This window comes from Streptomyces sp. NPDC096040 (genome assembly GCF_040303265.1).
Lineage (GTDB): Bacteria > Actinomycetota > Actinomycetes > Streptomycetales > Streptomycetaceae > Streptomyces.
On record NZ_JBEOTA010000012.1, the window covers coordinates 201,090 to 214,269 of the forward strand.

12 protein-coding genes and 2 pseudogenes are annotated in these 13,180 nt (G+C 72.6%); 5 read left to right on the forward strand and 9 right to left on the reverse strand.

Annotated elements, in window-relative coordinates:
• Nucleotides 1–53 precede the first annotated feature (53 nt).
• The 3 genes from ABTY98_RS18695 (at nucleotide 54) to ABTY98_RS18705 (ending at nucleotide 4,139) form a co-directional block, all read left to right on the forward strand.
• Nucleotides 54–1,448 carry a glycosyltransferase gene (locus ABTY98_RS18695; RefSeq protein ID WP_352222008.1) on the forward strand — a complete coding sequence of 465 codons (1,395 nt, stop codon included), beginning with the start codon at nucleotides 54–56 and terminating at the stop codon, nucleotides 1,446–1,448.
• A gap of 78 nt (nucleotides 1,449–1,526) precedes the next feature.
• Nucleotides 1,527–2,849 (forward strand): nucleotide sugar dehydrogenase, encoded by a 1,323-nt coding sequence (locus ABTY98_RS18700; protein WP_352222009.1) that lies wholly within the window; start codon nucleotides 1,527–1,529, stop codon nucleotides 2,847–2,849.
• 75 nt (nucleotides 2,850–2,924) lie between these two features.
• A complete protein-coding gene (locus ABTY98_RS18705; protein ID WP_352222010.1) occupies nucleotides 2,925–4,139 on the forward strand; it encodes a glycosyltransferase in 1,215 nt (404 codons plus the stop codon).
• On the opposite strand, the pseudogene ABTY98_RS18710 reads toward ABTY98_RS18705, so the two are convergent.
• From ABTY98_RS18710 to ABTY98_RS18720, 3 genes and pseudogenes are all read right to left on the reverse strand, one after another.
• Nucleotides 4,138–4,377: pseudogene (locus ABTY98_RS18710) on the reverse strand (VOC family protein); the annotation flags it as partial. The gene ABTY98_RS18705 and the pseudogene ABTY98_RS18710 sit on opposite strands and share 2 nt — an antisense overlap.
• 45 nt (nucleotides 4,378–4,422) lie before the next feature.
• Complete coding sequence (locus tag ABTY98_RS18715) at nucleotides 4,423–4,833, reverse strand: VOC family protein (RefSeq protein ID WP_352222011.1); 411 nt, start codon at nucleotides 4,831–4,833, stop codon at nucleotides 4,423–4,425.
• A 104-nt stretch (nucleotides 4,834–4,937) separates the two neighbouring features.
• A complete protein-coding gene (locus tag ABTY98_RS18720) occupies nucleotides 4,938–5,363 on the reverse strand; it encodes a PPOX class F420-dependent oxidoreductase (protein WP_352222012.1) in 426 nt (141 codons plus the stop codon).
• A gap of 209 nt (nucleotides 5,364–5,572) precedes the next feature.
• Between ABTY98_RS18720 and ABTY98_RS18725 the strand changes: the two genes are divergently transcribed.
• Nucleotides 5,573–6,835 carry a serine hydrolase domain-containing protein gene (locus ABTY98_RS18725; RefSeq protein WP_352222013.1) on the forward strand — a complete coding sequence of 421 codons (1,263 nt, stop codon included), beginning with the start codon at nucleotides 5,573–5,575 and terminating at the stop codon, nucleotides 6,833–6,835.
• Here ABTY98_RS18725 and ABTY98_RS18730 read toward each other — a convergent pair.
• Both ABTY98_RS18730 and ribA read right to left on the reverse strand, forming a co-directional pair.
• Nucleotides 6,808–7,953: an NAD(P)/FAD-dependent oxidoreductase gene (locus tag ABTY98_RS18730; protein ID WP_352222014.1), complete on the reverse strand. Its 1,146-nt coding sequence runs from the start codon at nucleotides 7,951–7,953 to the stop codon at nucleotides 6,808–6,810. The two genes, ABTY98_RS18725 and ABTY98_RS18730, sit on opposite strands and share 28 nt — an antisense overlap.
• A 55-nt stretch (nucleotides 7,954–8,008) precedes the next feature.
• The gene (gene ribA / locus ABTY98_RS18735; RefSeq protein ID WP_352222015.1) at nucleotides 8,009–8,668 is read right to left on the reverse strand and encodes a GTP cyclohydrolase II; all 660 of its coding nucleotides are present in this window, start codon (nucleotides 8,666–8,668) and stop codon (nucleotides 8,009–8,011) included.
• Between the two features lie 38 nt (nucleotides 8,669–8,706).
• Here ribA and ABTY98_RS18740 point away from each other — a divergent pair, with 38 nt between their 5' ends.
• A complete protein-coding gene (locus ABTY98_RS18740; RefSeq protein WP_352222016.1) occupies nucleotides 8,707–9,465 on the forward strand; it encodes a creatininase family protein in 759 nt (252 codons plus the stop codon).
• A gap of 101 nt (nucleotides 9,466–9,566) precedes the next feature.
• Here the strand turns inward: ABTY98_RS18740 and ABTY98_RS18745 are convergent.
• The 4 genes and pseudogenes from ABTY98_RS18745 to ABTY98_RS18760 all read right to left on the reverse strand — a co-directional run.
• Nucleotides 9,567–10,445, reverse strand: a pseudogene (locus ABTY98_RS18745) (lysylphosphatidylglycerol synthase transmembrane domain-containing protein); the annotation flags it as partial.
• Nucleotides 10,442–11,389, reverse strand: a complete 948-nt coding sequence (locus ABTY98_RS18750) for a class I SAM-dependent methyltransferase (RefSeq protein WP_352222017.1) — start codon at nucleotides 11,387–11,389, stop codon at nucleotides 10,442–10,444. The gene ABTY98_RS18750 and the pseudogene ABTY98_RS18745, both read right to left, overlap by 4 nt.
• 92 nt (nucleotides 11,390–11,481) lie before the next feature.
• Complete coding sequence (locus ABTY98_RS18755) at nucleotides 11,482–12,693, reverse strand: glycosyltransferase family 4 protein (RefSeq protein WP_352222018.1); 1,212 nt, start codon at nucleotides 12,691–12,693, stop codon at nucleotides 11,482–11,484.
• Nucleotides 12,690–13,088, reverse strand: a complete 399-nt coding sequence (locus ABTY98_RS18760) for a 6-pyruvoyl trahydropterin synthase family protein (protein ID WP_210575166.1) — start codon at nucleotides 13,086–13,088, stop codon at nucleotides 12,690–12,692. The genes ABTY98_RS18755 and ABTY98_RS18760 overlap by 4 nt, the downstream gene beginning before the upstream one ends.
• Nucleotides 13,089–13,180: the final 92 nt, after the last annotated feature.

The following is a 13,180-nucleotide window of genomic DNA, read 5'->3' on the forward strand; positions in this document are numbered from 1 at the left end:
CGCGTCGAATCCCCCGTGCACTCAGCTTGGCCGCATCCGTCGCATGGGGCGAGTTGCGAAACGATCCCGCGCGGGCCGCGCTGCTCGGCGTACGGCTGCTGCCGGGGCGGGTGCGGCGCGGGCTCGAGCCGGTCGAGCGACGGGTCGCCGCCCGGGCCGGCACGGCCGGGCCGACCGCCACGCCGTCCGCCGCCCGGGTGCCGGCCCCCGCCGGGCGGCCGGTGCGGCCCGAGCCCGGCCGGGTGCTCCACATGGTCACCAACGGACTGCCGTTCAAACACGCCGGCTACACCGTGCGCACCCAGGCCCTCGCCGAGGCCCAGCGGGCCGCCGGGCTCGATCCGCACGTGGTGACCCGCGTCGGGTTCCCGGTGGCGCAGGGCGTCCTGGACGCCCGCCCGTTGCAGATCGTGAACGGCGTGCCGCAGCACCGGCTGCTGCCGCTGAAACTGCCGTACGGCCAGGGCCCGGTGCTGGCCCGCAACGCCGAGCTGGCCGGGCGCCTGGTGGAGCGGCTGCGGCCCGCCGTGCTGCACGCGGCCACCGACCACGGCAACGGGCGGGTGGCGCTGGCCCTGCGGGAGACCTACGGGCTGCCGGTGGTGTACGAGGTGCGCGGGTTCCTGGAGGAGACCTGGCTGACCCAGGCGGCGGGCCGCACTCCGGACGACGGGACCTACCGTGCGCGGCGGGCCCTGGAGACGTACTGCATGCGCCAGGCCGATCTGGTGCTGACGCTGGGCACGGCGATGAAGGCCGAGATCGTGTCCCGCGGGGTGCCCGAGGAGCGGGTCCTGATCGTGCCCAACGCGGTGGACGACGCCTTCCTCGCCCCGCCTCCGGACGGGGCGGAACTGCGCGCCCGGCTCGGCATCGCGGCGGACGACTATGTGGTCGGCACCGTCAGCAGCCTTACTCCACACGAGGGAATCGGCACATTGCTCCATGCGGGTGCCGAGCTGCGCCGCCGAGGGGTTCCGCTGCGGCTGCTGATCGTCGGCGACGGACCCGAGCGCGGGGCGCTCGAGGCGCTGGCCGGGCGCCTGGGACTCGGCACCGGAGTCGCCCTCTTCACCGGTCGCGTCCCGCACGACCAAGTGCGCTCCTACCACGCCGTTCTGGACGTCTTCGCGGTGCCGCGCACCGATGAACGGGTCTGCCGTCTGGTCACCCCGCTCAAGCCGGTCGAAGCGATGGCGAGCGGTCTTCCCGTGGCAGCCAGTGATCTCACAGCTCTACGAGAAGTGGTCGAATCCGAGGTGAACGGGCAGCTAATCCCGGCCGAATCCCCGCACGCTTGGGCAGAAGCTCTCGAAGTATTGCTTTACAGTCGAAATCGGCGGCATGAATGGGGAGCAGCCGCCCGCGCTCTGGTAGCGCGTGACCGCACCTGGAAAAGGGTCGCTGCCACGACCCGAGAGGCGTATCGCACTCTTGGATGTGTCTGAGGCCCCTCGCCCGGAATCGCACCGTCCGGGCCCTTCGGATCCATACGGCGTCTGCCGTTGAGGGCGGAGTGAATCCCTATGCAGGTCGAAAAGGCCGTACCGCTCGGGGAATTGAGCGAATCGCTCGGGGATGCAGAACGGACCGACGGCTTCGAACTGGCCGTCATCGGGCTCGGTTACGTCGGGCTTCCGCTCGCGCGGGAGGCGTCGTTGGTCGGGCTGAGAGTGGCGGGACTCGACCTCGACCCACGGGTCGTGGAGGGCCTCAACGCCGGACACTCCCATGTGGACGACGTCTCCGACGACGACGTCGCCCGCATGCGGCAGGCCGGCTTCACCGCGTACACGGACGACGCCTGTCTGGCCCGTGCGCAGACGATCGTGATCTGTGTGCCGACCCCGCTCAGCGAGGACGGCGGCCCCGATCTGGGCGCGGTGACCTCCGCCGCGCGGGCGGTGGCGGGCAGGCTGCGCCGCGGACGGCTCGTCGTCCTCGAATCGACGACCTATCCGGGCACCACCGAGGAGGTGGTGAAGCCGATCCTTCAGGAGTCGGGGCTGCGGGCCGGCGAGGACTTCGCGCTGGCGTTCTCACCTGAGCGCATCGACCCCGGCAACACCACCCACGGGCTGCGCGAGACCCCGAAGGTGGTCGGCGGCTGCACCCCGGCGTGCGCGGCCCGGGCGGCCGCCTTCTACGGCAAGCTCGTCGACACCGTCGTACAGGCCAAGGGCACCCGGGAAGCCGAGATGGCCAAGCTCCTGGAGAACACCTACCGGCACGTCAACATCGCCCTCGTCAACGAACTGGCCATTCTGTGCCAGGAGTTGCGCGTCGACGTGTGGGACGCGATCCGCTGCGCCGGTACGAAACCGTTCGGCTTCCAGGCCTTCCGGCCGAGCGCCGGCGTGGGCGGCCACTGCATCCCGATCGACCCCAACTACCTTTCGTACAAGGTGCGTTCGATCGGCTACGAGTTCCGGTTCGTGGAACTCGCCCGGGAGATCAACGCACACATGCCGGAGTACGTCGTCCGGCGCGCGCAGGATCTGCTCAACCACGAGGGCCGCGCCCTGCACGGCTCCCGGGTGCTGCTCCTCGGCGTCACCTACAAGCCGGACGTCGCCGACCAGCGCGAGTCGCCCGCGGTGCCAGTGGCCCGGCTGCTGCGGGACCGGGAGGCCGAGATCGCCTTCCACGATCCGTTCGTGCCCGCCTGGTTCGTGGACGGGGAGGCCGTGCCGCGCGTCACCGACGTCATGGCCGCCGTGCGCTCGCACGATCTGACGATCCTGCTCCAGGACCACTCCGCGTACGACCTCCCGACCCTCGGCGACGAGGCCCGACTGCTCTTCGACACCCGCGGGCGGATCTTCCGGCCCGGTGTCGAGGTGCTGTAGGCGACCTCTGTGGCAACTCCCCTTCCGCCGCCCGGAGTCCCAGGGCTCCAGGCGGCGGAGTCGAAAGGCGCTCAGATGCGGATACTCGTCGTCACCGTCGTCCACCACCCAGAGGACGCGCGCATACTGCACCGGCAGATCACCGCGCTGCGGGAACGGGGACACCACGTCGTGTACGCGGCGCCGTTCTCGGCCCGCGAGGTGCGACCCCGCGCGGACCTCGAAGGCATCGACCTGCCCCGGGCGGCGGGCCGCAGCCGCCGTGCGGCGGTGGGCGCCGCCCGCGCCCTGCTCGCCCAACGCGGGCACGAGGCGGACGTGATCCTCCTCCACGACCCGGAACTGCTCCTCGCCCTGCCCGGCACCCTGCGCCGCTGGCGGCGGTCCGGGGCCGCTCCGGTGGTCGTATGGGACGTTCACGAGGACACCGCCGCCGCGCTCGCCATGAAACGCTGGGTGCCCCGGCCGCTCCGGGCGCCGCTGCGGCTCGGCGTGCGGGCGGCCGAGCGGCTGGCGGAACGCCATCTGCGGCTGCTGCTCGCCGAGGACGCCTACCAGGAGCGGTTCCGCCGCACCCACCCGGTGGTGCCGAACTTCACGACGGCACCGGTGCGGGCACCCGAGTCGCCGGACAGCGAACGCGTCGTCTACGTCGGCCACCTGTCACGGGCGCGCGGCGCGCTGGATCTGATCGAGGCCGCCCGGCACCTGGGGCCCGGCCTGCGTATCGAGGTGGCCGGCGCGGCCGACCCCGACGTCCGGGACGCGCTCGCGGCGGCCGACCGGGACGGCGTCCTGCGCTGGCACGGATTCCTGCCCAACGACCGCGCCCTCGCGCTGCTCCCCGGTGCCCTGGCCGGCCTCTCCCTCCTCCACGACCAGCCCAACTACCGCCACTCGCGGCCCACCAAGGTCGTCGAGTACATGGCGCACGGCGTCCCCGTCATCACCACACCCACCCCGCTGGCCGCCGACATGGTCGAGCGGCACGGCTGCGGTCTCGTCGTCCCGTACGAGGATCCGCGCGCGGCGGCGGAGGCGATACGACGGCTGAGCACCGACGCGATCCTGCGCCACACCGCGGCCCAGCGTGGCCGTGAGGCGGCGCTCACCCACTTCAACTGGCCTGACAGGGCTGCCGAGTTCACGCACTGTCTGGAGACCTGGGTGCGAGAGGAGGCCGGTGCTGGGCGCGCGGGTGGCGCGGCTCGTACAAGGCGACCTCGCCTCCGCCCGGCAACCGGAAACCCGTCACCCGGCCCCAGGCCGCGTCCTGGACGGGTCGGCTGAACTCCACGCCCTTCGCGGTGAGTTCGGCGGTCGTGGCATCGAGGTCGTCGCACATCAGCATCAGTTCGTGCGACGGTTCGCCGTCGACCGGATGGCAGGCCACCTCGGCCGGCGGCAGCTCGAAGAGCAGCCAGCCGTGTCCCGCGTCGACGTGCGGCCAGCCCAGGACGTCCCGGAGGAAGGCGCGGTCCGCCTCGGCGTCGCGCGTGTAGATCACCACATGTGCCCCATTGATCACGCGCGGAGGCTAGCGACGGACCGGGCGGACGGCAAGCACCCCCGGCTACAGGTTGGACCAGCCGCGCTCGCAGAGCACGAGCCGGTACCCGTCGGGGTCCTCGATGGTGACGCCCCACCGGTTCCAGTACGGGTTCGGTGACGGCACCCGCTTGCCGCCGTGCTCCTCCAGCCGGGCGGCCAGGTCCTCCGGCACCGGACCGTCGACATAGATCACCAGCAGGTCCTCCTCGGTGGGCCGGGGCTCGACGGGCCGGGCGGGTTCGCGGACCAGCTCCAGATGCCAGCCGGCGTCCGGCCAGCCCAGCATCAGCAGGTCGTGCTCGCCGGGTTCCGGTCCGCCCTCGGCCCGCCACACCACACCGAGCCCCAGCCCTCGCACCCAGAAGCGCTCGGCCGCGGCAAGATCCCGGGAGGGCCGGGCGACGCGGATGTGACTACGACCGTTGACGGGCATGGTGCCCCTTCCTGAGCTGCCGTTCCCTGCCCAGCAGCCTAGGTATCCGGCCCGCGCCCGGCCATCGGCCGATCGCCCTGGATCAGAGGTCCTAGGCCCGGCCGTCAGGCCCGCGGAATGCCGTACGCCCGCTCCACGCGCAGCCGGAGCACCAGTCGGCGGTCGCGGACCATCGCGGCACGGTAGTCGTCCCAGTCGGGGTGCTCGCCCTGGACGTCATGGTAGAGGCGGACGAGTTCCTCGACGGTCTCGTCGTAGGGGTCCCGGGCGACCGGCGAGAGCTCGGCGGTGCCCTCGGCGACCGTGTAGGCCCAGCGGTCGGGGCTGGTGACGTGGTACGAGGCACGCGGGTCACGGCGCAGGTTGCGGGTCTTGGCGCGATCGTCCGTGATCGAGACACGGACGGTCCGCTCGTCCGGGTAGTACGCGTGATTGACATTGGACAGCTGGGGGCGGCCGTCGCTCTTGAGGGTGACCAGCACCCCGTTGTGGCCTTCGGCGAGCAGCTTCAGAAGAGCGTCCTGGGTCATGTCTGGAACAACCCCGCCGGGCCCACCTCCCATTCCCGCCGGGGTTCCTGGTCGTGCTCGGCGTGGCGGGTGTCTGTCCCTTACCCGGCGCCTCTTCTATAGCGTCCGTCACACCACATGCGGATGAGCGGGTGCGTTCCCCGCTTCCTGCGCGACGATGAGGTCCGAGGTCGGACCGCGCAGCGGGACGACACGACCGGAGGAGAGCGATGGCACAGCTGCGACAGGAAGTCGACCCCAGTGAGGTCGGGCTGGACGCGAAGGCGTTGGACCGCCTCGACCAGCACTTCGCCCACTACGTCGACGAAGGGCGCCTGCCCGGCTACCTGGTGGCCGTGGCGCGCGGCGGCCGGATCGCCCACCTCACCACGCAGGGCCACCGCGACCGCGCGGCCGGGCTGCCGGTCGAACCGGACACCATCTGGCGGATGTACTCGATGACCAAGCCGGTCACCGCCGTGGCGATACTGCTGCTGGTGGAGGACGGCCTGCTGTCGCTGGACGACCCGGTCGGCCGCCTTCTGCCGGAGTTCGCCGATCCCCGGGTGCATGTGAGCGGCTCGGGCGACGCCATGGTGACCCGGCCTGCCGACGGACCGGTCCTCGTCCGGCATCTGCTCACCCACACCGCCGGGCTGACCTTCGCGTTCTACCACTCGCACCCCGTGGACGCCCGCTACCGCGAGGCCGGCCTGGAGTTCTCGGTGCCGGCGGGCGCGGACCTCGCCGAGACGATGGAGGTGTACGCGCGCATGCCCCTCCAGTTCGAGCCGGGCACGCAGTGGAACTACTCCGTCGGCTTCAACGTGCTCAGCCGGGTCGTCGAGGTGGTCTCCGGGCAGCGGCTGGACGAGTTCTTCGGGGACCGGATCTTCCGCCCGCTCGGCATGCCGGACGCGGGCCTGCACATCGTGCCCGAACAGGCCGACCGGCTCTCGGAGTTGTACGGCGAGACGGAGGGCGGCGGCATCGAGGCCATCCCCGGGCTGCCGTTGCGCGGCCGCCCCCGCTTCCTGTCCGGCAGCGGCGGCCTCGCGGCGACGGCGTACGACTACCACCGTTTCATGGAGATGCTGCGCCGGGGCGGCGAGCTGGACGGCGTCCGGCTGCTCTCCCCCGCCTCGGTCGCCCTGCTCTCCAGCAACCACCTGCCCGGCGGCACCGACCTGCGGGCCTTCGGCGCCCCCGCCCACCAGGAGCCCGGCAACGACGGCCTCGGCTTCGGCCTGGGCGTGTCGGTGGTGATCGACCCCACCCGCACCCTCTCGCCGAGCAGCCCCGGCACCTACGGCTGGACCGGCGCGGCCACCACCGCCTTCTGGGTCGACCCCACCCACGACCTGACCGTGCAGTTCCACACCCAGGTACGCCCGAAGACCCTGAAGGTCCTCCCGGAGCTGCGCCGGCTGGTCCACGAGTCGATCCTGGACCAGGAGGTGTCCGGTCAGACCAGGTTGGTCTCCGGGCGGTGAGCGTCGGCCGCGAACCGGCCGGCGTCGAGTGGACGGACGTCGAGGAAGGGGGCGCGGCCCAGGTAGAGGTCGCGGATCACCTCGCCGACGGCCGGGCCCTGGAGGAAGCCGTGGCCGGAGAACCCGGTGGCGTACAGGAACCGGGAGACCGAAGTCGCCTCGCCGATCAGGGCGTTGTGGTCCGGTGTGTTCTCGTACAGGCCGGCCCAGCCGCCGGTGCGGCGCAGGTCGAGCAGGGCGGGCGCGCGCCGCTCCATGGCCGCGTACAGCCGCGGGATCCAGCGGTCGTGCGGGTCGCTGGCGAAGCCGGGCCGCTCGTCCGGGTCCGACATGCCGAGCAGCAGTCCCGGGCCCTCGGCGTGGAAGTACAGGCTGGTGCTGAAGTCGATGGTCATGGGAAGCGTCGGCGGCAGTGCCGGGACCGGTTCGGTGACCGCGATCTGGCGGCGCAGCGGCCGGACCGGTAAGTCCACGCCGGCCATCGCGCCGACCGCCCTCGACCAGGCCCCGGCCGCGCACACCACCGTGTCGGTGGCGATCCGGCCGAGGGTGGTGTGCACGGCGGTGAGGTGAGCGCCGTCCCGTTCGATGCCGGTGACCTCGGTGTGGCGCAGTACGCGGGCGCCGTGGGCGCGGGCGGCGGCCGCGTAGCCGTGCACGACGGACTCGGGTGTGCAGTGGCCGTCGTCCGGGGAGTACGCGGCGGCCAGCAGTCCGTCGGTGGCGATCAGCGGGGAGAGCCGGGCCGCCTCTTTCGGGGTGAGCATCCGGCTGGGCACGCCGAGGTGGTTCTGGAGCCGGACGCTCGCCTCGAAGGAGGCGACCTCCTCGGGGGTGGACAGGAGGAAGAGGTAGCCGACGCGGCGCAGCCCGATGTCGTAGCCGATCTCCTGCCCGAAGCGGGCGAAGGCGGCCAGGCTGCGCGCGCCCAGCCGGATGTTGAGCTCGTCGGAGAACTGGGCGCGCACCCCTCCGGCGGCCTTCGACGTGGATCCGGCGGCGAGTTCGTCCCGTTCGACGAGGACGACGTCACGGACGCCCGCGCTCGCCAGGTGGTAGGCGATGCTGGTGCCCATCACCCCGCCGCCGATGACCACGACCTGGGCCCGAAGATTCACGCGTGTGCCCCCTGTCGGTCTCCCCTGAGCCTTCCCCGGGAGGCCACCCGGTACCTCAGGACCAGTGAGCCACGGCGTCCAGGTGGGGCAGCACGTGGTCGAGGCGCTCGCGCTTGGTCCGCAGATACGTGATGTTGTTCTCGCACGGCTCGATCAGCAGCGGGACCGTCTCGGCGACCTCGATGCCGTGGCGTACCAGGGACTCCCGTTTGCGCGGGTTGTTGGACATCAGGCGTACGGAACCGACCCCGAGGTCGCGCAGGATGCCGGCGGCGACACCGTAGTCGCGGGCGTCGACGGGCAGGCCGAGCGCGAGGTTGGCCTCGACCGTGTCGAGGCCCTCCGCCTGGAGCGCCATCGCGCGCAGCTTGGCGAGCAGTCCGATGCCACGGCCCTCGTGTCCCCGCAAGTAGACGACGATGCCGCTGCCCTCGGCGACGACCGCGCGCAGTGCGGCGGCCAGTTGGTCGCCGCACTCGCAGTGCTGGGAGCCGAACGCGTCACCGGTCAGGCACTCCGAGTGCAGCCGGGTCAGCACCCGGTCGCTGTCGATGTCCCCGTAGACCAGGGCCACTTGTTCGTCACCGCGGTCGTGGTCCAGGTAGCCGATCGCCTGGAATTTCCCGTAGACGGTGGGCAGCGGTGCATTGACGACGCGTTCCACGCCCGAACGCCGTGGGGACTTCTTGCCGAGTACGCCGATGTTCTCTGTCATGATCTGATTCCTAAGAGGAGACGAAAGGCCGTGAAACGATGAATGGTTCGGGCGCGCGTACGGCGGCATACGGCTTGTTGCCGGCGGACACCACGGAAGAGGTACGGACCAGGGGGGCGGTCGTTTCAACTCAGGTCGCCGTCCTTCCCGTGGGGAGCTTCGAACAGCACGGTCCCTTCCTTCCGCTGGCGACGGACACGCTCGTCGCCTGTGCCGTCGCCCGGGAGATCGCCGCCGCGTTCCCGGTGCACCTCCTTCCGCCGGTGACGGTCTCCTGCTCGCACGAGCACGCGGCCTGGCCGGGGACCGTCAGCATCTCCTCGGTGACCCTGCACGCGGTGGTCCGGGACATCGCAGAATCGTTGCGCCGCTCGGGCGTGGAGGCGCTGGTCGTGGTCAACGGCCACGGCGGCAACTACGTGCTGGGCAACGTCGTCCAGGAGGCGTCCGCGCGCGGCGAGCGGATGGCGCTGTACCCGGCCGCGGAGGACTGGGAGACAGCACTCGGGCGGGCCGGGGTGGAGACCTCGGCGCTCACCGACATGCATGCGGGAGAAATCGAGACCTCGATTCTGCTGCACGCTCATCCCGAATTGGTCCGCCCTGGTCACGAGTCCGCCGATTTCACCGCTGACGACCGCCGTCATCTCCTCACCCTGGGAATGTCCGCCTATACCGAGTCGGGCGTCATCGGCCGTCCCTCCCTGGGGTCGGCGGAAAAGGGGAAGGAACTCCTGGCGAGCCTCGCCGATTCCTTCGGCGCGGTCTTCGAACTGCTCACCTCGGAGCGGGAGTAGCGCAGCCCGGCGTACCAGCGGACGACCAGGACCACCAGCCCCGGCAGGGCCGCCACGAAGCTGAGGACGCCGTAGACGACGGCGGTGGCGAGCCCGCTGTCCGCGCCGAGGCCGGCTGCGGCGAACGCCCAGGCGGTGACGCCCTCCCGGGGGCCCCAGCCCCCGACGTTCAGCGGCAGGCCCATGGCGACCAGGGCGAGCACCGCGATCGGTGCCAGCGCCGCCACGGAGGCGGTGGAGCCGGCGACCCGCGCGGCCACCACGAACATTCCGACGTGTCCGGCGAGGATGACCGCGGAGGACAGTGCGACGCCCGGCCCGTTCTGCCGTGACAGCAGCGCCCGGCGGGCCTCGGCGAGCATCTCACGCAGGGCGCCGCCGCGCTTGCCCGGGGCCTTGTTCATCCGGACCGCGGCCACCACCGCGCAGGCGCCCACCAGGCCGGCCGCCGCCAGCGGGGCGAAGCTGCGTACCTCGTCGCGGACCGGCGAGGGCAGGATCAGCAGCGCGCCCGCGCCGAACACCGTCAAAGCGATCTGTCCCGCGGCCCTTTCGAGGACGACCGCGCGGACACCGCGCCCTACGTCGCCCTCGCTCTGCCCGTGCCTGACCGCCCGGTGAACGTCACCGAGCACCCCGCCGGGCAGGGCCGCGTTGAGGAACAGCGCGCGGTAGTAGTCGCCGACCGCGGGCCCCAGCGGCAGCCGCAGGCCGAGGCTGCGGGCCACCAGCTGCCAGCGCCAGGCGCTCAGTACGGTCGTGACCACGCCGGTCGCCAGGCCGACGGCCAGCGTCGGGGTGTCGATGCGGCGCAGTCCGTCGAGGAAGACGCCGGTGCCGAGCCGCCACAGCAGCACGGCGATGATGGCGACCCCGGCGAGGGTGCCCACGTGGGTGCGGACGGCGCGGAGGTTGACGCGCCGGGCCACGGTCACCGGGGCGACGGGGGCGGTCTCGCGGACCAGGGTGGAGGTGGTCATGAGGTGCCTCCGGTCGGCCGGGCGAGCGCCAGCAGGTCGCTGTGGTGCAGGACGACCCGCAGTTCGCCGGCCGCGCAGGCGGCGAGCCGCTCGGCCAGGTAGGCCTCGGCGCGCTCGGCCAGTTCGGGGCGCTCCTCGACGGCCGCGCCGACCCAGCCGCGCAGCCACTGCTCGGTGAGCGCCTTCTCGTCGGGGCCGAGCCGCCAGGGGCTGGGGTGCACCTTCACGGTGGCGCCCCGGTCGGCGAAGGCCTCGCAGGCGGCCGTGACCGCGTCCGGGCCGAGCATCCCGCCGCGCCGCTGGTGGGTGTTGAAGGCCTCCGTCAGCTCCGCGTCCAGCGGATGGGGCGTGCCGAACTCGACCCGTCCGGCCACCGACAGGGTGAGCAGGGCGGGGCAGCCGGCCCCGGCGCAGGCTGCGGCGAGTATGCCGACCTCCTCGCGGGTGAGGACGTCGAGGAGCGCGGACGCGGTCACCAGGGAGGCGCCGGTCAGCGCCTCGGGGGTGAGCCGGGCGACGTCACCGCGGCGGGTCTCCACCGTGACCCGGCTTCCGTCGGCGGCCACGCGGGGCGAGGCGACGGCGGCGAAGTGGAGGAGGTAGGGATCGCGGTCGTGCAGGATCCAGTGCTGGGCGCCGTCCAGGCGGGGCGCGAGCCAGCGGCCCATGGAGCCGGTGCCGCAGCCCAGGTCGTGCACGACCAGGCCGCCCGCCTTGCCGGGCAGGTTGGCCAGCCGGATCCGCAGCGGGTCCAGCAGGTCGTGCGACCGGGCGGCCGCGTCCGCGCTCTCCCGCAGCTCCAGCCACTCGGGTGCGTACCGCGGCGGCTCCTCGGGCCCGCCCTCGCGCAGGCGAACGGTGGCCCGCTCGCCCGGGCGCACGACGGGACCGGCCCCGGCGATCACCTCGGACCGGCCGGGCTCACGGGAGGCTGCGGCATCCATGTGCTCTCGTCCCACCCCTGCATCCGTAACATCCCCGGGCCCGGGCTGCGCGGGGATCGCGCCGACCGGAGTAGTGGTCGTCGTCTCGCTGGTCATGCCGCCCTCCGTGGTTCGTCGGGGAGCCTCAGCAGGACTCCGGCGAGGCTGCGGGCGGTGGTCGCCCAGCCGTCGAGCGCCGCCCGCCGGCCGCGCGCGGCGGCCTTCAGGCGACGGCGTACGTCCGCTTCGCCGAACCAGCCGCGCAGTTCGGCGGCGAGCGCGGCGGGGTCCTCCGGCGGCACGAGGATGCCGGGCACCCCGCCGTCGGGGGCGCGGCCGACCGCCTCGGGCAGCCCGCCGACGTCGGTGGCGAGCACCGGGATGCCCCGGGCGAGGGCCTCGGTGACCGCCATGCCGTAGGTCTCGGCGTACGAGGTGAGGACCATCAGGTCGGCGGCGGCGTAGCTGGCGTCGAGGTCGGCGCCGGAGCGGGGACCGGCGAGGTGCAGCCGGTCCGTCAGGCCGTGCTCGGCGATCAGCGAGCGCAGATAGGCGACGTACTCGGGGTCCTGGCCGAGGCCGCCCACACAGGTGCAGGTCCACGGCAGGTCCCGGACCGCGGAGAGGGCCTCGACCAGCCGGTGCTGGCCCTTGCGCGGGGTGACGGCGGCGACGCACAGCAGGTGCGAGACCCCGTCGGTGCCGCCGGCCAGCGGGGCGATGTCGGCGCCCGGGGCGGCGACATGGACTCGTTCGGGCGCCAGGCCGTGGTGCGAGACCAGCCGTCGTACCGCCCAGTCGCTGGTCGCCACCACGGCCGGTACGGCGCGCAGCACCGTCCGCTCCCGGGCGTCCAGGTCGGCGGCCACGGCCGGGTCGAGCCCGGTCTCGTCGCCGAGCGGCAGGTGCACCAGGACGGCGAGCCGCAGCCGTTCGGTCTCCGGTACGACGATCTCGGGGACCCCGCACGCCACCAGGCCGTCGAGGAGGACGACCGCGCCGTCGGGCAGCTCCCGCAGGGTGCGGGCGAGGGTGTCCCGGGCGGCCGTGTCGGGGCGGGGCCAGGAGCCGGGCACGGCGTGCTTGGTGACCTGCCAGCCGAAGCCGGGCAGGTCCAGGCAGACCCGCCGGTCGTAGGCGTTGCCGCCGCTCGGGGTGGCCGGGTCGTCGACACCGCCCGGCATGACGAAGTGCACGATACGCAGGGACATGCGGAGGATCCCGATGTTCGCCGGGGCGTTCTCGCCGACCGGTTCGGTGGTGGCCGCGCGCTGCGCGGGCACGTAGGTGAGGGCCGGTGCCCGGCCGATGGTCACGTCGGTCACAGGGCACGCTCGTAACTCGCCCAGGCGACATGCGACTCGTGCAGGGTGACGGTGAGTCCGGCCAGGCCCCTGGCGCCCTCGCCCAGGGCGCCCTTCTCGATCCGCTCGGCGAGCCGGTCGGCGATGACCTTGGCGAGGAACTCCGTGGAGGTGTTGACCCCGGCGAAGTCCGGCTCGTTGTCCAGGTTTCTGTAGTTCAGCTCGCTGACCACGGCGCCGAGCTCCTGGGTGGCAAGACCGATGTCGACGACGATGTTGTCGTCGTCCAGCTGTTCACGGCGGAAGGTGGCGTCCACCAGGAACGTGGCGCCGTGCAGTCGCTGCGCGGGCCCGAACACCTCGCCGCGGAAGCTGTGGGCGATCATGATGTGATCGCGGACGGTGATGCTGAACAACGGACGACCCTCCAGGTGCGGCGCGTCTGGTCCCCCGGCTGATCCCTGCCTGGGGATGCCCTTAATACGGTTCGTGGCTTCCCCGTGTTCAG